The organism is Leifsonia xyli subsp. cynodontis, assembly GCF_050632205.1.
Classification (GTDB): domain Bacteria; phylum Actinomycetota; class Actinomycetes; order Actinomycetales; family Microbacteriaceae; genus Leifsonia; species Leifsonia xyli_D.
In genome coordinates, this window is the sequence record NZ_CP192578.1 from 3,269,535 (window position 1) to 3,286,967 (window position 17,433).

The 17,433-nt window shown below is 71.8% G+C and carries 17 protein-coding genes and 1 pseudogene; 9 read left to right on the forward strand and 9 right to left on the reverse strand.

Annotated features, from left to right (window positions below; all coding sequences use genetic code 11):
- Nucleotides 1–2 precede the first annotated feature (2 nt).
- Both ACQ86M_RS16380 and ACQ86M_RS16385 read right to left on the reverse strand, forming a co-directional pair.
- Nucleotides 3–269 (reverse strand): HPr family phosphocarrier protein, encoded by a 267-nt coding sequence (locus tag ACQ86M_RS16380; protein WP_431219665.1) that lies wholly within the window; start codon nucleotides 267–269, stop codon nucleotides 3–5.
- Between the two features lie 48 nt (nucleotides 270–317).
- Nucleotides 318–626 carry a PTS sugar transporter subunit IIB gene (locus ACQ86M_RS16385; protein WP_431219666.1) on the reverse strand — a complete coding sequence of 103 codons (309 nt, stop codon included), beginning with the start codon at nucleotides 624–626 and terminating at the stop codon, nucleotides 318–320.
- 201 nt (nucleotides 627–827) lie between these two features.
- Here ACQ86M_RS16385 and ACQ86M_RS16390 point away from each other — a divergent pair, with 201 nt between their 5' ends.
- Nucleotides 828–2,732 carry a BglG family transcription antiterminator gene (locus ACQ86M_RS16390; RefSeq protein ID WP_431246199.1) on the forward strand — a complete coding sequence of 635 codons (1,905 nt, stop codon included), beginning with the start codon at nucleotides 828–830 and terminating at the stop codon, nucleotides 2,730–2,732.
- Nucleotides 2,733–2,830: 98 nt separating this feature from the next.
- Here the strand turns inward: ACQ86M_RS16390 and ACQ86M_RS16395 are convergent, their stop codons facing one another.
- The 4 genes and pseudogenes from ACQ86M_RS16395 to nucS all read right to left on the reverse strand — a co-directional run bounded on the left by ACQ86M_RS16395 (nucleotide 2,831) and on the right by nucS (nucleotide 5,200).
- Nucleotides 2,831–3,283 carry a hypothetical protein gene (locus ACQ86M_RS16395; protein WP_431219668.1) on the reverse strand — a complete coding sequence of 151 codons (453 nt, stop codon included), beginning with the start codon at nucleotides 3,281–3,283 and terminating at the stop codon, nucleotides 2,831–2,833.
- 83 nt (nucleotides 3,284–3,366) lie between these two features.
- Nucleotides 3,367–4,043: pseudogene (locus ACQ86M_RS16400) on the reverse strand (HAD hydrolase-like protein).
- A 37-nt stretch (nucleotides 4,044–4,080) separates the two neighbouring features.
- The gene (locus ACQ86M_RS16405; protein WP_431221512.1) at nucleotides 4,081–4,554 is read right to left on the reverse strand and encodes an SseB family protein; all 474 of its coding nucleotides are present in this window, start codon (nucleotides 4,552–4,554) and stop codon (nucleotides 4,081–4,083) included.
- Complete coding sequence (nucS, locus tag ACQ86M_RS16410) at nucleotides 4,505–5,200, reverse strand: endonuclease NucS (protein WP_431246200.1); 696 nt, start codon at nucleotides 5,198–5,200, stop codon at nucleotides 4,505–4,507. The genes ACQ86M_RS16405 and nucS overlap by 50 nt, the downstream gene beginning before the upstream one ends.
- Before the next feature lie 59 nt (nucleotides 5,201–5,259).
- Here nucS and ACQ86M_RS16415 point away from each other — a divergent pair, with 59 nt between their 5' ends.
- Entirely contained in the window at nucleotides 5,260–6,306 is a 1,047-nt protein-coding gene (locus ACQ86M_RS16415; protein ID WP_431246201.1) for a lactonase family protein, read from the forward strand.
- 346 nt (nucleotides 6,307–6,652) lie between these two features.
- On the opposite strand, the gene ACQ86M_RS16420 is transcribed toward ACQ86M_RS16415, so the two are convergent.
- Entirely contained in the window at nucleotides 6,653–7,918 is a 1,266-nt protein-coding gene (locus tag ACQ86M_RS16420) for an MFS transporter (RefSeq protein ID WP_431246202.1), read from the reverse strand.
- 69 nt (nucleotides 7,919–7,987) lie between these two features.
- Between ACQ86M_RS16420 and ACQ86M_RS16425 the strand changes: the two genes are divergently transcribed.
- Nucleotides 7,988–9,058: a LacI family DNA-binding transcriptional regulator gene (locus ACQ86M_RS16425; protein ID WP_431246203.1), complete on the forward strand. Its 1,071-nt coding sequence runs from the start codon at nucleotides 7,988–7,990 to the stop codon at nucleotides 9,056–9,058.
- Between the two features lie 22 nt (nucleotides 9,059–9,080).
- Nucleotides 9,081–10,292 carry an amidohydrolase gene (locus ACQ86M_RS16430; RefSeq protein ID WP_431246204.1) on the forward strand — a complete coding sequence of 404 codons (1,212 nt, stop codon included), beginning with the start codon at nucleotides 9,081–9,083 and terminating at the stop codon, nucleotides 10,290–10,292.
- 29 nt (nucleotides 10,293–10,321) lie between these two features.
- On the opposite strand, the gene ACQ86M_RS16435 is transcribed toward ACQ86M_RS16430, so the two are convergent.
- Nucleotides 10,322–11,656 (reverse strand): MATE family efflux transporter, encoded by a 1,335-nt coding sequence (locus tag ACQ86M_RS16435; protein ID WP_431246205.1) that lies wholly within the window; start codon nucleotides 11,654–11,656, stop codon nucleotides 10,322–10,324.
- A gap of 79 nt (nucleotides 11,657–11,735) precedes the next feature.
- On the opposite strand from ACQ86M_RS16435, the gene ACQ86M_RS16440 reads away from it, so the two are divergent.
- From ACQ86M_RS16440 to ACQ86M_RS16460, 5 genes are all read left to right on the forward strand, one after another.
- Nucleotides 11,736–12,353 carry a hypothetical protein gene (locus ACQ86M_RS16440; RefSeq protein ID WP_431246206.1) on the forward strand — a complete coding sequence of 206 codons (618 nt, stop codon included), beginning with the start codon at nucleotides 11,736–11,738 and terminating at the stop codon, nucleotides 12,351–12,353.
- A gap of 73 nt (nucleotides 12,354–12,426) precedes the next feature.
- The gene (locus tag ACQ86M_RS16445; RefSeq protein ID WP_431246207.1) at nucleotides 12,427–13,218 is read left to right on the forward strand and encodes a hypothetical protein; all 792 of its coding nucleotides are present in this window, start codon (nucleotides 12,427–12,429) and stop codon (nucleotides 13,216–13,218) included.
- Between the two features lie 57 nt (nucleotides 13,219–13,275).
- Entirely contained in the window at nucleotides 13,276–14,208 is a 933-nt protein-coding gene (locus tag ACQ86M_RS16450) for an ATP-binding cassette domain-containing protein (protein ID WP_431246208.1), read from the forward strand.
- Nucleotides 14,205–15,899 carry an ABC transporter permease gene (locus ACQ86M_RS16455; RefSeq protein WP_431246209.1) on the forward strand — a complete coding sequence of 565 codons (1,695 nt, stop codon included), beginning with the start codon at nucleotides 14,205–14,207 and terminating at the stop codon, nucleotides 15,897–15,899. Before ACQ86M_RS16450 ends, ACQ86M_RS16455 begins: the two co-directional genes overlap by 4 nt.
- A gap of 14 nt (nucleotides 15,900–15,913) precedes the next feature.
- Nucleotides 15,914–16,387 (forward strand): GbsR/MarR family transcriptional regulator, encoded by a 474-nt coding sequence (locus ACQ86M_RS16460; RefSeq protein ID WP_431246210.1) that lies wholly within the window; start codon nucleotides 15,914–15,916, stop codon nucleotides 16,385–16,387.
- Between the two features lie 24 nt (nucleotides 16,388–16,411).
- Here ACQ86M_RS16460 and ACQ86M_RS16465 read toward each other — a convergent pair whose 3' ends face one another.
- Nucleotides 16,412–17,320, reverse strand: coding sequence for a serine hydrolase (locus ACQ86M_RS16465; protein WP_431219680.1), 909 nt, complete (start codon nucleotides 17,318–17,320; stop codon nucleotides 16,412–16,414).
- Nucleotides 17,321–17,433 lie beyond the last annotated feature (113 nt).

Sequence of the window (17,433 nt, forward strand, 5' to 3'; positions counted from 1 at the left end):
GATCAGGCGTCGTGGTCCGTGGCCAGGATCTCGGCCAGGTCGTCGAGCACGGCCTCCGCGTCGTCCGCCTCCGTGGTGAGCACGATCTTGTCGCCGTGGTCGATGCCCAGCGAGATGACTCCCAGGATGCTGCCGGCGTCGACGGTCTTGCCGCCCTCCTTCGTCAGCTTCACCTTCGCGCCCGAGCCGTTGACCGCCTCGACGAAGAGCTTCGCCGGACGGGCGTGCAGCCCGTGCGTCGATCCGACCGTGATGATCCGTTCAGCCATTGTGGTGATCTCCTTCGCTCCGTGCCGGCCCCGTGGCCGCCCTGTCTCTCATAGTGTCGTCGCCTTCGCGTCCAGGGCCAGGTCCAGCGCGCGCTCGCCGTCGAGGGCCGCGGGGGAGACGGGAGGCAGCACGACGACGGCCGTGCCGGTGGCGGCGGCGCGCTCGCGCAGGCCGGCCACGGCGGACTCGAGGTGGGCGCCGACGAGGACGACGTCCACGCCGTCCAGGGATTCCAGCTGGCTCACGCTGCCCGGCTCGACGTCGACGACCGCGCCGCGCGTGCGTGCCGCGCTGCGCAGCTTCACGGCGACGAAGGTGCTGGACGCACCGGCGCCGCACACGACCACGATCCTCATCGATCTTGCCTTTCCGGGGTGTTGCAGGTGCCCGCAGACTGGAGCGGGGGCGTGCTGGTGGAGCTCATGGGACGTCGATCATGGTCCCTCCGGGTGGCCCGGCGCTGCCAGCAGCGTTTCTTCCGGGGGTGCGGAAACCTGGCCGGAAGCGCCGTGGGGGAGCTCCCGGGGTGGTTGACTCGTTCACGGAAGGTGGTCCCGGTGGCGCTCTCGGCGAAGCAGACGAGGATGCTCGACATCCTCGAGCGTCGTGCTGCCTGGGTGACGGCGGGCGAGCTCGCGCACGACATCGGCGTGACGACGCGCAGCATCCGCTCGTATGCGGCCGCGCTCGGCGAGGTCGTCGAGTCCGGGCCGAACGGCTACCGGGTGAAGCCGGAGGCGTACGCCGCCTATCTCGCGGGTGACGGCAGCTCGGACACGGGCACCGCCGGGTCGCCCCAGGAGCGCCTGGTGTTCCTCGTGCGGCGGCTGCTCGACGAGCCGGAGGGCATCGATGTCTACGAGACCGCGGAGAGCCTCTTCGTCTCCGACTCGACCATCGAATCCGACCTGACCCGGATGCGCGGCCTGCTCGCGGGAACGGAGCTCTCGCTCGAACGCCGCGGCGGCACGGTGCAGCTGCTCGGGCCGGAGATCGCGCGGCGGAAGCTGCTGAGCCGGCTGTTCCGCGACGAGATGCGGCAGAGCGTCGTCGATGTGGCGCGCATCCAGGAGGCGTTCGGATCGCGGGGCCTGGCCGAGTTCAAGTCCGACCTCGTCGCGATGCTCGACGCGCGGGGCTTCTTCGTCAACGAGTACGGCATCAACGACGTGCTGCTGCACATGGCCGTCGCGCTGGACCGGGTGGCGAAGAACCGCGTCCTGCCCACGGTCGAGGAGCCGGAGACGAGCGAGACCATCCGCTCGCTGGCGCAGGAGCTCGGCGCCCTGATCGAACGCCACTTCGGCACGGCGCTGGACCCGACCGAGCTGCGCTACCTCGCCATCCTGATGCGGACCCGCGTCATCGCCCCGGGCGCCGGGCGCGACACCGTCGAGGAGTTCGTCAGCGACGCCGACCTGGAGGTGGTGCGCGGCATCGTCGACCGCGCATCCACCGAGTACCTCGTCGACCTGCACGACGAGAACTTCATCGTGCGCCTCACCCTGCACGTGCAGAACCTCGTGGCCCGCGCACACGAGAACACGTACTCGCGCAATCCGCTCACGCGCTCCATCAAGAGCTCGTACCCGATGATCTACGAGCTCGCGGTGTACATCGCCAGCCGGCTGCAGGCGGCGGAGGGCATCGCGGTCAACGATGACGAGATCGCGTACATCGCCATGCACGTCGGCGCGTATCTCGAGCAGCAGTCCCGCCGACGGGATGCGGTCACCTGCGCGGTGGTCTGCCCCAACTACTACGACATGCACATCCTGCTGCGCGACCGGCTGGAGAGCACGCTGGGCGACGAGCTCGACATCACCAGCGTCATCACCTCGACGGACGCCGACTGGGATGCGATCGACGCGGATCTGGTGCTCACGACGATCGACCCGCGCGGACGGCGCGAGAACACGGTCATCGTGCAGCCGTTCCTCACGGAGACGGATGTGGAGCACATCCGCCAGGCCGCGTCGCGCATCCGCCGGCAGCGGCACCGGGCGCGCATCAAGAGCGAACTGCTGGAGTACTTCGACGAGCGCCTGTTCCTGCGCAACTTCTACGCGCGCGACCCGATCACGATGATCCGCGCGCTCGGCGACCGGATGATCGCGGCCGGCGCGATCGATCAGGAGTACGTGGACCAGACGGTCGAGCGCGAGCAGATGTCGTCCACCGCGTTCACCGACTCGCTGGCGGTGCCGCACGCCATGTCGATGAGCGCCCGGCGCACCGCGATCGCGATCGTGGTCAACGACACCGCGATCGACTGGGGGGATGCGCGGGTGAACGTGATCGCCTTCATCGCGTTCTCGGCGGAGGGGCGGTCGTCGTTCCAGACGGTCTTCGATCAGTTCGTGGAGGTGTTCTCCGACCGCGAGGCCGTCCTGGCGCTCATCCGCCGCTCCGACACCTTCACCGCCTTCATCGACGAACTCGTCCGCATCATCGACGCCTGACCCCTGAGCCGCCCCTCCATCGAGTCCGCGAAGTTTGCACGCGAATCGGCTGAAACCGTGCAAACTCCGCGGACTCGACGGTGGGGAGGGCGTGCGAGCTACTGGTTCGCGGTGACGGCGTACGTGACCGAGACGCCGGGGGTCTTCACGGCGACGGTGTACGTGCCGTTGGTGTAGACCGCGGCGCTGTCGGTGGCGCCGGCCTGCTCGGTGTAGCCCTTGCTCTTCAGCGCGGACTGGGCGTCCGCGAAGCCGTTCTTGCCCTTCGGCTGAACGGTGACCGACCACCCGTTGGCCTTGTCGCCGCGCGCGACGACGACGGTCCCGTCGACCAGAGGAACGTCGTTCTTCGGGAAGTCGGACGGAAGGTCCTCCGACGTCGCGCCCGAGTCGGAGGAGCCCGAACCCGAGCCGGCCTCCGACGAGGACGACGACTTCGGCGTGTGCGAAGAGACGTAGTTGGTGTTGCCGGCGCCGGAGCAGCCCGCCAGCGAGGCGATGGTGAGGGCCGCGACGACGGCGGCCGGAACGAACGGATTACGTGTGCGCATATCGATTCCTAGTGCTGTATGAGGTGCGGTTTCGCAACACATCAGCCTACCCGCGCGCGAACGGCTCCGCCTAGTCAGTGTCCTCAGCCGAGGAGCAGCGAGCTCAGCTGGTCCGCTGAGTGCACGACGGCGATCGCGCCGGCCGCTTCGGCGGGGAGCCGTAGCCCCATTCGACGAGGATGGTCGGCAGACCGTGTGCGCTCGCGCCCTCCACGTCGTACTGCCGGTCGCCCACCATGACGGTGTGCTCGAGGTCGACACCGCGCTCGCCGAGGCGGCGCAGGGCCTCCGCCACCACATCCGCCTTGGCGCTGCGGCTCTCGTCCTCGGTCGCGCCCGTGATCACGTCGAAGTACTGCGCGAGCCCGAAGTGCTCGAGGATGCGCGTCGCCTGGATCTCCGGCTTGCTGGTCGCGAGGGCCAGCGGGATGCCCGCGGCGTGCACGCGCTCCAGCAGGCCCCGGATGCCCGGGAAGACCGCGGAGTCGAGGGCTCCGTGCTGGGCGTAGTCGGCGCGGTAGACGGCGAGCGCCTCGCGGGCCTCGGACTCGGTCATGCCGCCGAAGCTCTTCAGCGAGTCGAGCAGCGGAGGGCCCACGTACTCAAGCAGCTGGGCGGGGGTGGGGACCGGCTGCCCGAGCGCCGCGAACATGCGGGCGAGGGACGAGGTGATGCCGGGGGCGGAGTCGGTGAGCGTGCCGTCGAGGTCGAACAGGATGCACGTCCACGTCCGCGTGACGGTGGTGGTCGGGTTGGTCATAGCGGTCCTACTGTATGTCACGTATCTGAATCGCCCGTCAGCGCTCGCTGAGGGCGGATTCGATGTGTGAGCGCGCGACCACCATGGTGTGCTCGGCCCCCGGATCGAACTGCACGGCGACAAAATCGGCCGTGCGGATGAAGCCCAGCGCTTCGAGAGCCGGCACGATCACCGCCTGGACCCGCGCGCCCTCGCCCTCCGTGCTCTGTGCGACCGCACCCCGCAGCGCGTTCATCGATGTGAACAGGGGCAGCACCGCCTCGCCCGTCGTCGAGCTGATGGTGCGCAGACGCGTGTCCTCGGGGGTCGAGCCGGTCACATCCACCACCAGGCCGCCCTTCGTGGCGGCGGCGAGCAGCGCATCCAGGTTCGCCAGGGTCGGCTCGGCGGCGATCGCGGCGAGGGCCTTCTTGACCGGTCCGTTCTCGTACGACTGCGGGAAGCGGGGGCGGGGCGCGCCATCAGAACAGCCTGCTGTCGCTGTCGTCGAGGCCGCGCATCGCGTCGTAATCGAGCACGAGGCAGCGGATGCCGCGGTCCTCGGCGAGTGTGCGAGCCTGCGGCTTGATCTCCTGGGCGGCGAAGATGCCGGTCACCGGGGCGAGGTGCGGGTCGCGGTTCATCAACTCCAGGTAGCGGGTCAGCTGCTCCACGCCGTCGATGTCGCCTCGGCGTTTGAGCTCGACGGCGACCGCGGCGCCGGAACCGTCACGAGCGAGGATGTCCACCGGGCCGATAGCGGTCATGTACTCCCGGCGGACCAGCACGTGGCCGTCGCCGAGGAGGTGGATCTGCTCGGCGAGCAGCTTCTGCAGATGCGCCTCCACCCCGTCCTTCTGCAGCCCCGGGTCGATCCCCAGATCGTGGGAGGTGTCGCTGAGGATCTCGTGGATGGACACCACCAGCATGTCGGCCGTCTTCGCCTGCGTCACGCGCCAGACCTCGCGGATGCCGGCGGCCCGCTGCAGTTCGTCCGGTTCGTCGACGGTGAGGGTGCACGGCGGGCTCATCCAGTTGAGCGGCTTGTACGACCCGCCGTCGGAGTGCACCAGCAGGCTGCCGTCCGCCTTGAGCATCAGCAGCCGCGTGGCCAGTGGCAGGTGCGCACTCAGCCGGCCGGCATATTCGACGGAGCAGTTGGCAATGACGAGACGCACCGGAACATCCTACGTGGCGGGCGGCCGCCCTCGCCGAGGGGCGGTGGTTGGATGGGCGCATGCCCCGCGAACTCCTCATCGGCACGTACACCGAGAACCTACCGCACGTCGACGGTCACGCGGAGGGGGTGCTGTCGGCGCGGTTCAACGGCACGTCGGTGACGGATGTGCGGGTCGCCGCGCGCGTGACGAACCCCTCGTGGGTGGCTTCCGCGCCGGGCGGGCGGACCGTGTACGCGGTGAGCGAGACGGAGCCCGACGGCCGGGTCGTCGCCTACGCGCGGTCCGAGGACGGGACGCTGACCGAACTGAACTCCGTGTCGAGCGGCGGAGCGTCGCCCGCGCACCTCGTCGTGCATCCGGCGCTGCCGCTGCTCGTGACCGGGACCTACGGGAGCGGGACCGTCTCGGTGTACGCGCTCGCGGCCGACGGGTCGCTCGGGGCGCGGACCGCCTTCGTGCAGCACGAGGGTCGCGGGCCGGACCCGTCGCGGCAGGAGGGGCCGCACGTCCACCAGCTGAGCATCGACCCGCAGACCGGTGACGTCGTCGTGGTCGACCTGGGGCTGGGGGAGGTCCGCTGGTATGCGCTCTCGGAGAGGGGCGAGCTCGAGCTGCGGGCGGAGGCGACCGTGGTCATCGGCTCGGCCGGCCCGCGCCACCTGGCGTTCCACCCCGATGGGACGCACGCGGTGCTGGTGAACGAGCTGGATTCGTCCATCGACGTGCTGCGCCGCGACGGCACCCGGTTCGTCCGGGCGCATAGCACCACGACGCGTGCCGACGGCGCCACGGGCGACAACGCTCCGGCGGCGGTGTGCATCACGGACTCCGGGACGACCGTGCTGGCTAGCAACCGCGGCGACGACACCATCGCGGTGTTCGCCTTCGACCCGGCGTCCTCGCTGCTGACACTCGTCGCCTCCGTGCCGGTCGGCGGACGCTCGCCTCGCGATCTCGTCATCACGCCGGAGGGTGACCGGGTGCTGGCGGCGTGCCAGGACAGCGACGAGGTGACCGTCTTCGCCTTCGACGATGCGGCGCGGTCGCTCACGCCGCTGGGCGCATCCCCGGTGCCGACCCCGGTCCGCATCGCGTTCGTTTAAGGGCGGGGCGGGGCGGCGCGGGGCGTCCGTTCCCCGCGACCCGTGACGAGTGGCGCGTATTCGCGCCGACTTGCGAAATCTGCTCACCGCTCGGCGGGAGGGGGTGCGTGGGCGCGCCGAATGGGTCAGGCCGACGGCCTTCGAACGGTGAGTAGGTGCGCCTATCTGCGCCGAGTCGCGACATCTGCTCACCACTCGCGGGGGAAGGGGCGGATCGGACGGACGCGCGGGAGGGTCGCCGCCCGAGTGGTGAGTTGTGGCGCGAATTCGGCGCGAGTTGCGACATCATGTCACCACTCGGCCGGAGGGGAGAGCCGGCGGGAACGGCCGCCGCGCCCGTCGCGCCTCAGACCGCCTCGGGCGCGTTCTCGCGCGCGGCGGCGGGCGCCACGACCGGGCGCACGGCGGGCGCCGCGAGGAACGCGGCGACCAGCAGCCCGAGCACGAGGAACAGGGCGTTCAGCAGGCCGAAGTGCTGCCCGAGGAAGCCGATCAGGGGCGGACCGGCGAGGAACGCGCAGTATCCGATGATCGCGACGGCGGAGACGCGCGCGGCCGGGTTCGCCGCGCCGTCGGCCGCGGCGGACATGCCGAGCGGGAATCCCAGCGAGACGCCGAAGCCCCACAGCGCGGTGCCGATCACCACGAGCCACATCGGTCCGCCGACGATGAACAGCACCAGCCCGAGGGCGCCCATGCCCGCGGTGATGCGGATGGCGGCGACGCGGCCGATGCGGTCCACGATGGGTCCGCCGGCGACGCGGCCGATGGTCATCGCCGCGACGAAGAAGCCGAAGACGAGGGCGCCGACCGAGTTGGACTGGTCGTGGCCGTCGACGACGGCGAGCGAGATCCAGTCGTTCGCGGATCCCTCGCCGAACGCCATCCCGAGCATGACGACGCCGATCAGGATGAGGCGCCAGTCGGCCCACACGGCCAGCGACGTGCGCATCCGCTCGCCGAACGGGATGCGCTCGGCCGGCGCCGCGTCCTGGTCGCCGAGTTCGGCTTCGCGGGGGATGTAGCGGATCGCCACGAACGCGACGACCACGATCGCGACGGCCACGCCGAGCAGGTGCCACGCGACGGGGACCGCGAGCCACGCCGCGAGCGCGCCGATGCCCGCGCCGAGGACCGTCCCGAGGCTGAAGCAGGCGTGCATGAGCGGCAGGAGCGTCTTGCCGATCTCGCGCTCCACCGCGGTCGCCTCGACGTTCATCATCACGTCGACCATGCCGTTGCCGAAGCCGAGCAGGATGAGGCCCACCGCGACCAGCGGAACGCTGTGGAATGTCGTGGCGCCGAACCCGATGCACAGCGTGCCGATGGCGACGATGATCAGGCCGCCGACCATCCCGCGATGCGGTCCGAAGCGCACCAGCACGGGCGAGGAGACGCTGAGGCCGATGATCGCGCCGACCGACATGCCGAGGATCAGCAGGCCGACCGCGGACGGGTCCTTGCCGAGTCCGAGGTCGTCGCGCACGCCCGGGATGCGGGCCACCCACGTGGCCATGGCGAGGCCGCTCAGGATGAAGATGACGAACACCGCGTTCCGCCAGGCCGTCAGCTCTCGGCGGGGGCGCGTCGGGGTGGAGGTCGGCAGTGACATCGGGGCGATTCCTGTGGGTTCGTCGGCTCGAATCGTTTCGATCGAAACGATTCGACTAAGCTACCACACGTGAACGAACCCAGCACAGCCCCGGCGGGCACGCGGCCGACCCTGGCCGCCGTCGCCCGCCTGGCCGGCGTGTCCAACTCCACCGCGTCCCTCGCGTTCTCGGGCACCGGTCCCGTCTCCGACGCGACGCGGGAGCGGGTGCTCGCCGCGGCGAAGAGCCTCAACTACGCCGGGCCCGACCCCCGCGCCCGGTCGTTGCGCCGTGGCCGCTCCGGCATCGTCGGGGTCGTGATGGAGGAGCGGGTGCGCGACGCCTTCCGCGACCCGATCAAGATCGCCCTGCTCGACGGCATCACGGAGGAGATCGGCGCGATCGACGCCGGCCTCCTGATCCTCACCGACGCCGGGGAGGCCGCCCAGCGCATCGAGGACGCGCCGATGGATGCGGTCGTCCTGATCGGCTGCAGCCCCCGGCTCGACGAGTCGGTCGCGACCCTGCGCCAGCGCGGAATCCCGCTCATCGCGATCGAGGGGGACCCAGCAGACGGCGTCCCGACCATCGGTCAGGACAACCGTGAGGCGACCCGCGTCGCCGCGCAGCACCTCCACCACCTCGGCCACCGCGAGGTCGCCGTGGTGACCCTCTCGCTCACCCGCGACCGCGCACGCGGCCCGCTGACGCCCGAGCGGGTCGCCGCCGCCAGCTCCACCACCGCGATGGAGCGACTGGCCGGCGCGCACGACGTCTTCCCCGGCGCGGGCGGCTGGGTCACGCGGGGATCGTTCGTCGAGGAGGGCCGGGCCGCCGGGCGCGCGCTGCTCGCCGACGCCCGTACGCGTCCGACGGCGATCATCGCGCAGAGCGACCTGCTGGCGGCCGGCGTCATCCGCGCCGCCGAAGAGCTCGGCCTCGAGGTACCCGGTGATGTCAGCGTGGTCGGGTTCGACGGTGTCCGCGTCGACGGCCTCTGGCCCTACGACCTGACCACGCTCGTGCAGCCCGCGGTCGACAAGGGCCGCGCCGCCGGGCGCGCCGTCGTGGAGATGCTCGCGGGCGGCCAGCCGCATCCCGCCACCTTCACCAGCGTCTTCCACCAGGGGAACACGACGACTGCGCCGAAGGAGCGTTAGGGCCCGGTCGTAGGCTGGCGGCATGGATCTCGAAGCGCTGTACCGCGACCTGCACGCCCACCCCGAGCTCGCCTTCACCGAGCACCGCACCGCCGGCATCGTCGCCGACCGGCTGACGGAGCTCGGCCTCGACGAGGTGCACACCGGCATCGCGACCACGGGCGTGGTCGGCGTACTGCGCAACGGCGACGGCCCGACGGTGCTCCTCCGGGCCGACATGGATGCGCTGCCCGTGCGGGAGCAGACCGGCCTGGACTGGGCGTCGACCGAGACCGTCACGGACGAGGCGGGCAACACGGTGCCGCTGATGCACGCGTGCGGGCATGACATCCACATCACGTGCCTGCTCGGAGCAGTGGAGGCGCTGGTCGCCTCGCGCGCGGAGTGGTCCGGGACGCTCGTCGCCCTGTTCCAGCCGGCGGAGGAGCACGGCGGCGGCGCACAGGTGATGGTCGACGACGGCCTGTTCGAGAAGGTCCCGGTGCCGGATGTGGTGCTGGGCCAGCACGTTCTCCCCGCGCCCGCCGGTATGGTCGGAGCGCACCCCGGGGCGGCCATGGCCGCGGTGGACACGATGGAGGTCACCCTGCACGGGCGCGGCGGTCACGGCTCGCGCCCCGAGACGACGATCGACCCGGTCGTCATGGCGGCGGCCACGGTGATGCGCCTGCAGGCCGTGGTCTCGCGCGAGGTGGCCCCGCAGGACACCGCGGTCGTGACCGTGGGGAGCCTGCACGCGGGCACGAAGAACAACATCATCGCCGCCGAGGCGAGCCTGGGGATCAGCGTTCGCAGCTTCAACGAGGACGTTCGGCAGCGCGTGCTCGACGGCGTGCACCGTGTGATCCGGGCCGAGTCGGACGCTTCCGGCGCGCCGAAGGAGCCGGACATCGAGTGGGGCGAGCGCTACCCGGTCACCGTCAACGACCCCGAGTCGACGGCCCGGGTCAATGCCGCCTTCGCGGCAGAGTTCGGCGAGGATCACGTTCTCAACCCGGGCGCCCTGTCCGGCAGCGAGGACGTCGGGAACCTCGCGACAGCGGCCGGCGCACCGCTGGTCTACTGGATGCTCGGCGGCGCCGACCCCGAGACGGTGCTGCGCGCAATGGCAGCGGGCACAGTCGAGACGGACATCCCGACCAACCACTCGCCGTTCTTCGCGCCGATCCCGCAGCCGACCATCGACACCGGGGTGCGGGCGCTCGTCGTCGCGGCGCGCGGCTGGCTGGCGTAGGCGTACCGCGGCGCGCGCGGGCGTCGCCGTCAGACGGTGGCGCCCGCGCGCATCCATACCCGGCCGCGTGCCCGGAGCCCCAGGGTGACCGCCCGGGCGCCCAGGTAGCCGAGCACGAAGGCGGCGGTGAGCAGGGCCAACCCTCCGGCATCGGACGCGCCCCAGGCCGCAGCGGCGATCGCGAGCGGCACGAAGACCGCGACGTTGATGAGGCCGGTCACGGCGAGGTAGCGCGCGTCGCCCGCGCCGATCAGCACGCCGTCGAGCACGAAGACGTAGCCGCCGAGCGGCGCGCCGAGCCCGACGATCGCGAGCGACAGCGGCAACAGGGCGGCGACGGAGGCATCGCTCGTGAAGAGCGCGCCCGCGACCGGAGCCAGGGCGATGGTGACGACGCCCAGCACCACGCCCGCACCGACTCCCCAGCGCAGGCAGCGGCGGAGCACCGCCCGGACGACCTCGAGGTCGCCCTCGCCGAGGCCCTTGCCGATCAGCGCCTGCGCGGCGATCGCGAGCGCGTCGAGGGCGAAGGCGAGCGTTGCGAAGACGGTCATCGTCACCTGGAAGGCGGCCAGCTCGTCCGGTCCGAGCTGCGTCGCCGCGAAGACCGCCAGCAGCATCGCGGCGCGGAGGCTGGCGGTGCGGAGGAGCAGCCAGCCGCCGGCGCGGGCCGTGCGCCCGATGCCGGCATGGTGCGGGAGGAGGGGCGCGCCGACGCGACGGGCGTGCCGTGCGACGATGACCGCGTAGACCAGCACCATCCCCCACTGGGCCGCCACGGTGCCGAGCGCGGAGCCGGCGATCCCGAGCCCGGCCACGTAGATCAGCAGGTAGTTCAGCAGGATGTTCACGGCGAACCCGGCCACCGCGACCGCGAGCGGCGTCCGGGTGTCCTGCAGGCCGCGAAGCAGGCCGGTCGCCGCGTAGACGACGAGCATCGCGGGCAGCCCCAGCATCGACAGCGAGAGGTACTGCTCGGCCTGATCGCTCACGCCGGGGGATGCGCCGAACAGCCCGACGAAGAACGGCGACGCCGCCCATCCGGCCGCCGCCAGCGCGATGCCGAGCACGAGGGCGAGCCAGCAGCCGTCGACACCGGCGGCCACCGCACCAGGTTCGTCTCCGGCTCCGAGGCGGCGCGCCACCGCCGGGGTCGTGCTGTAGGCGAGGAACACCATGAGCCCCACCACCGTCTGCAGCACCGCGCTCGCAATGCCCAGACCCGCCAGCGGTTCGACGCCGAGGTGCCCGACCATGGCCGAGTCGGCGAGCAGGAAGATCGGCTCGGCCACCAGCGCTCCCAGGGCGGGGACGGCCAGCCGCAGGATCTCCCGATCGACGGGACGGCGCAGGATGGTGCTCACGACCGTCAACGCTAGCCCGGGCCACCGACGCGCGGAGCCCGCTCCCTTCGATGTCGGTGGCCCGACCTACGGTGGACGCATGAGCCACCTGATGCCCGAGCCCCTCGCCACCTGGACTTGGCGGCTGGAGCGGGTCCGCAGCGGACGCACGGTGCTCACCCGCTCCCAGGCCGCGACGGCGCGCACCGACCTGGCCAACGACCGGGCAGCGCATCCCGAGGCCTACGCGGGATACGAAGACGAGTACGCGACCGCCGTCGACGAGCTCGACGTGCTGTCACGGCAGGCGAACCGTCACGACGACCTCCTGTCCGTCCTGGCGGCGGAGCGCCGTCGCGCCGAGCGTGAAGCGGTCGCGGGCGGCGCTGTCGCCGACGCGCGTGCCTCCCGGGGGCGCACCTCCCTCGCGACGGAGCATGACCGCGTGCCCGCCGGACTACCCCAGCCGCTGGACGAGTGGGTGCACCGACTCATCCGGTACCGGGCCGGCGTCAAGATCATCTCGCCGATCGAGGCCGCGCGCGCCGAGATCCGGCTGCGCAACGAGGCCGACCTGCAGCCGGGCGCGTACCGGGCGGGTGTGGCCGCGGGCTACTACGCGCGCGTGGTGCGCGAACTGGGCGAGATCGCGACGGCGGAGCGCCCCGGGCGGCGCGAGGGCGGCCTGGTGCGCGGGCTGACCGGCTCCCTGACCTGAGACGTCTGCTGCCTGTGCCCGGTCGCTACGATCGAGGCGTGCGCACAGCGATGCGCCGGGGTGGGGGGATGCGGTGAGTCCGAACGAGGCGGCTGCGCTGCTGGGTGTGTCGCCGGGCGCGGAGTCCGGCGAGGTGCAGCGGGCCTACGAACTGCGGCTGGAGGAGGCGGGGGCGGACGTCCAGCGCCGGGACGCGCTGACGGCGGCACGGGATGCGCTCCTCGCGGCATCCGCCTGGCGGGCCCCGCAGCAGCAGCCGGCCCATCCGCAACCGCAGCAGCGTGCGTACGCGCCACCGCCGCCGGTCGACGGCAGAGCGCCGCAGGCCTACGGGACGCCGCAGGCGTACGCGCCTCCGTACGCGCCTCCGCCTCCGCCCCGGCGCCGACGCCGACGCCTCTCCACGGGCGCGATCGTCGGCATCACGCTCGGCGGCATCGCGGCCGGTCTCGTCCTGATGCTGATGGCGCTGTTCGCCATCCTGGCGATCGCCCACAGTTCCAGCCGGCTGGCGGACGCGCCGACCAGTTCGACGGCGGCGCCGTTCGACGAACCGTCCGCGCCGCCGACGGATGGCTCGTCGCAGGGCGGCGGCGCTGACGACCCCGCGGCGGACGACTACGACGTCGACGGCGTCCATGTCCACTACGTCGACGGATGGACCTTCGAGTTGACGCCCGGCCAGACCTGCGCGGGCGCGACCATCACCGCCGCGTTCTCGGACTCCCCGGAGGGCGACGAAGTCGACAAGTGGAGCACCACCATCGACCTGGTCGCCGGCGAGCCGTACACGTTCACGATCCCGGACTCCGCGTCGGCGCACGACTATGCGGGCATCGACGCTGTCCAATGCGGCCAGGCGTGACGCGCTCGAAAAACAGAACTTTCACAAATTACTGAAGCGGGCGTAGCATCACGTTCCATGGATGCGGTGATCGACGTCTCCGGACTCGAAAAACGATTCGGGCGCGTGCGCGCCCTCGACGGCCTCGATCTGACGGTGGAGGCGGGCGCCGTGCACGGCTTCCTCGGCCCGAACGGAGCCGGGAAGTCCACGACGATCCGGGTGCTCCTCGGCCTCGCCCGTGCTGACGGCGGCCGTGTCGCCCTTTTCGGACGGGACCCGTGGCGGGACGCGGTGGACCTGCACCGCCGTATCGCCTACGTGCCGGGAGACGTCAGCCTCTGGCCCAACCTCTCCGGGGGCGAGGCGATCGACCTGCTCGCCCGGCTCCGCGGCGGCACCGTCGACAAGGCCCAGTACGCCGCCCGCAAGCAGCGGCTGATGGAGGTCTTCCAACTCGATCCGACGAAGAAGGGCCGGGCCTACTCGAAGGGCAACCGTCAGAAGGTGGCCCTCGTCTCCGCGTTCGTGACGCCGGCCGACCTGTACATCCTCGATGAGCCCACGAGCGGGCTCGATCCCCTGATGGAGGCCGTCTTCCACGCGGAGATCACCCGCGTCGCAGCGGAGGGAGCGACCGTCCTGCTCTCCAGCCACATCCTGTCGGAGGTGGAGCAGCTCTGCGACCGGGTCAGCATCATCCGCGCCGGCCGGACGGTGGAGACCGGCACGCTGGACGAACTCCGTCACCTGACCCGCACCGAGATCGCGTTCAGCGCCGACGGCGTGCCCCAGGATGCACTTGCGCAGCTCGCCGGGGCCCACGACCTCCAGGTGCGGAACGGGCGGGTCCGGTTCACCGCCGACAGCGACGCCGTCGCACCGCTGCTGGAGAGATTGGCGCGGCTGCAGGTGCGGGGACTGACGATCGCGCCGCCCTCCCTCGAGGAGCTCTTCCTGCGCCACTATGGCGACGACCTCGCCGCCGACGAGGTGGCGATGTCGCGATGAGCACCGCGGCCGCCCACCTGGAGCCGTCGCGCGCCCGGCCGCTGACCAGCCGGGTGAGCCGGGCGGCGACGCTCGGCGTCCTGCTCCGCCAGCGGCTGCGGCGCGACCGCTGGCAGCTGCTCGTCTGGCTGCTGTGCATCGCGGTCCTGGGCTTCTTCTCGGCGTCGAGCATCGATCAGACGTACGGCACCGCGGCGGCCCGGGAGCAGCTGGTGCGCCTCGCGATCGCCGACCCGACGATCATGGTGCTGCGGGGACTCCCTCAGGGCGCGAGTCTCGCGGCGTTGACGTTCTTCGAGATCTACACGTTCACCGCCCTGCTCGCCGGCCTGATGAACACCTTCCTGGCGGTGCGGCACTCGCGCGCGGAGGAGGAGTCCGGGCGAGCGGAGCTGGTCGCATCCAGCCCCTCCGGTCGCCTCCTGCCGACCGTCGCGACGGTGCTGCACGCGACCATCGCGAACGTGGCGCTGGCCCTCCTGACGGCCGCCGGTTTCGCGGCGGCGGGCCTGCCCGCCTACGGCTCGCTCGTCGCCGGTGCCGCGGTGGGCGGCGCCGGGCTCGCGTTCTTCGCGGTGGGGCTCCTGCTCGCCCAGGTGTTCAGCACCTCGCGCGGCGCCAACGGGTTCTCCTCCGCCGTGGTGGTGCTCGCCTTCCTGGTGCGGGGGATCGGGGATGCGACGGGCACGCCGTTCGGCGACGGCATGCACGTGAGGTCGGCCTGGCCGACGTGGCTGAGCCCGATCGGTTGGGGTGAACAGACGGCGCCGTGGACGGCTGACGACTGGCGGCCGATCCTGCTGATGGTCGCCTTCGCCGGCGTGCTCCTCGCCGTGGTCTTCGGGCTGCAGTCGGTGCGCGACTCGGGCGCGGGCATCATTCCGGAGCGAGCCGGCCGCGCATCCGCCCGGCCGACGCTGTCCGGCGCGTTCGGTCTCGCCTGGCGGCTGCAGTGGCCCACGGTTCTCGGGTGGACGGTCGGGGGCGCGCTGAGCGGACTGCTCGCCGGCGCGCTCGGCAGCGTCGTGAACAACTCGATCGCCAACGACCCGAGCATGGCGGGCATCCGGCAGGCGATCGGGAGGATCGGCGCAGGCGGATCCGGTCCGCTTACGCAACTGTTCATCGCGGCGATCTTCTCCATCGTCGGGGTGCTGGCCGCCGCCTGCGCGGTCCAGGCGGTGATCCGCCTGCGCCAGGAGGAGGCGGCGGGGACCGCCGAACTGCTCATGGCGGCCCCGCTGTCGCGGCTGCGGTGGCTGTTCTCGTTCCTCGCGGTCGGCGTGCTCGCCGTCCTCGCCGTGCTGCTGGCGGCGGCCCTCGCCTCCGGGCTCTCCGCGGTGGCGGCGGGTGAGAAGCCGTCGACCGTCGGCGACTCGTTCGCGGCCGCCGCGGCACAGCTCCCCGTCGCGCTCGTCTACCTCGGCGTCCTCGCCCTGGTGTTCGTCCTCGCGCCGAGCTGGACCGTGCCGTTCGGCTGGGCGGCGCTCGGCCTCGGCGCCTTCATCGGCATCTTCGGCGGGCTGATCGATCTTCCGGAGGGCATACGCCACCTGTCGCCGTTCGCCGACGTCCCGGTGGTGGTGGGCGACGTCGACTGGACGGGGGGATACTGGATGTTCGGCATCACGGCCGCCGCGCTCATCGCGGCCGCCGCACTGATCCGCCGCCGAGACTTCGCTATCGGATAGACGGGACGATGCCCATGGCCAGAGACGAGGCGGCGCTCGCCGAGGTGATGGAGCACTCCGCGGCGGTCCTCACCGCGGCCGGTTTCCCGAAGATGCCCGCGCGCGTGCTCATGGCGCTGACGGTCACCGAGACCGCCGGCCTCACCGCCGCCGAGCTCTCGGAACGCCTCGAGGTGAGCCCGGCGGCCATCTCCGGCGCCGTCCGGTACCTGCAGACGCTCGGCATCATCCGTCGTCTGGCCCAGACCGGCAGCCGCCGTGACCGCTACGAGATCCCGAGCGACTGGTACGCCCTGATGGTCCGCAACAGCCCGATCTACGGCACGCTCGCCGACCAGGCGGAGTCGGGGCTCGCCGCGGTAGGCGACGCGGCGTCTCCGGCGACCGAGCGCCTGCGTGACATGGCCGGGTTCTACCGGTTCCTGCAGGGACGCCTCCCGCAGCTCATCGCCGAATGGGAGCAGGTGCGCAGCGCACGCGAGGCGTGAACCCCGGGCGTCGGGCCTGAGGGGTCAGAAGACGTACTCGAGCAGGTCGAGGCCGACCGAGCGCATGCCGTCGATGACCGCCAGCCGCTCCGGCAGGCTCGTGTCGTCGAAGTACGTCGACACCGCGTAGGTGACGCCCGCTCGCGGACCGCGGAGCACTCCGACCTCGCTGCGCACGCCGGCGTCGGTGCCGGTCTTGTTGACGAGCAGGATGCCGTGCTCCGGGTGCCGGTGTGAGTGCGGGTCGAGCCCGAAGGCGCTGGAGACGAGCGAGAAGTCGCTGTTGAGGGACAGCCACGAGATCACCCGCTGGCTGGTCGCCGGGTTGACGATCTCGCCTCGGGCCAGCGCCGAGAACAGCCAGGTGAGCTCGTTGGCGCTCCCGACGGAGAGTTGCGGGGCGTCGTCCGGTCCGCGGTGGTCGCGCACCAGGTCGAGCAGGGCGGTGCGGGTGAGGCCGAGCGACTCGGTGCGGGCGCTCACCGCCTCCAGCCCCACCCGGCGGAGGAGGACGTTCGTCGCCAGGTTGTCGCTGGTGGCGCCCACCAGGGCGGCCAGGTCGGCGATGGGCAGCGACGGAACGTGGAGGTGGTGCCAGATGCCGGACTCGCCGGCGATGTCCCGCGGGTCGCGGTCGAGATGCGCAAGAGGGCTCAGCTGACCCGACTGGAGCCGGGCCGCGACCTCCACGAGCAGCAGCACCTTGCCGATGCTCGCCGTCGGCATGACCACGTGGTCGTCGACGGAGAACAGCACCGCGCCGGTCGAGAGGTCGGTGGCGCGCGCGGACACCTGGACGCCCGAGACGGCCAGCCGGCCGAGCGCGTCGAATCCGCGACTGAAGGTCTCGGTCGGTCCGGCCGCGCGGTGACGACCTCGGCGGCTCGCCGCCTGCCGCGCCCGGCGGGCGGACTCTTGGGCCTGGATCGTCACGGTGTCGCTAGGTCTTTCTTCCGAGTCGGTTCTACCGGAATCGCGGCGCCCCTCCCCGGCTCCGCCGTCGTCCGTGCGAGGGTGGCCGCGTGGACGATAGGGACGATGTTACC

Bases quoted from the DNA above. Each gene is read 5' to 3' on its own strand.
- ACQ86M_RS16450 (WP_431246208.1), top strand. From the start codon at position 13,276: ATGGATGCGGTGATCGACGTCTCCGGACTCGAAAAACGATTCGGGCGC.
- ACQ86M_RS16460 (WP_431246210.1), top strand. From the start codon at position 15,914: ATGGCCAGAGACGAGGCGGCGCTCGCCGAGGTGATGGAGCACTCCGCG.
- ACQ86M_RS16440 (WP_431246206.1), top strand. From the start codon at position 11,736: ATGAGCCACCTGATGCCCGAGCCCCTCGCCACCTGGACTTGGCGGCTG.
- ACQ86M_RS16420 (WP_431246202.1), bottom strand. From the start codon at position 7,918: ATGTCACTGCCGACCTCCACCCCGACGCGCCCCCGCCGAGAGCTGACG.
- ACQ86M_RS16395 (WP_431219668.1), bottom strand. From the start codon at position 3,283: ATGCGCACACGTAATCCGTTCGTTCCGGCCGCCGTCGTCGCGGCCCTC.
- ACQ86M_RS16430 (WP_431246204.1), top strand. From the start codon at position 9,081: ATGGATCTCGAAGCGCTGTACCGCGACCTGCACGCCCACCCCGAGCTC.
- ACQ86M_RS16415 (WP_431246201.1), top strand. From the start codon at position 5,260: ATGCCCCGCGAACTCCTCATCGGCACGTACACCGAGAACCTACCGCAC.
- ACQ86M_RS16380 (WP_431219665.1), bottom strand. From the start codon at position 269: ATGGCTGAACGGATCATCACGGTCGGATCGACGCACGGGCTGCACGCC.
- ACQ86M_RS16455 (WP_431246209.1), top strand. From the start codon at position 14,205: ATGAGCACCGCGGCCGCCCACCTGGAGCCGTCGCGCGCCCGGCCGCTG.
- ACQ86M_RS16385 (WP_431219666.1), bottom strand. From the start codon at position 626: ATGAGGATCGTGGTCGTGTGCGGCGCCGGTGCGTCCAGCACCTTCGTC.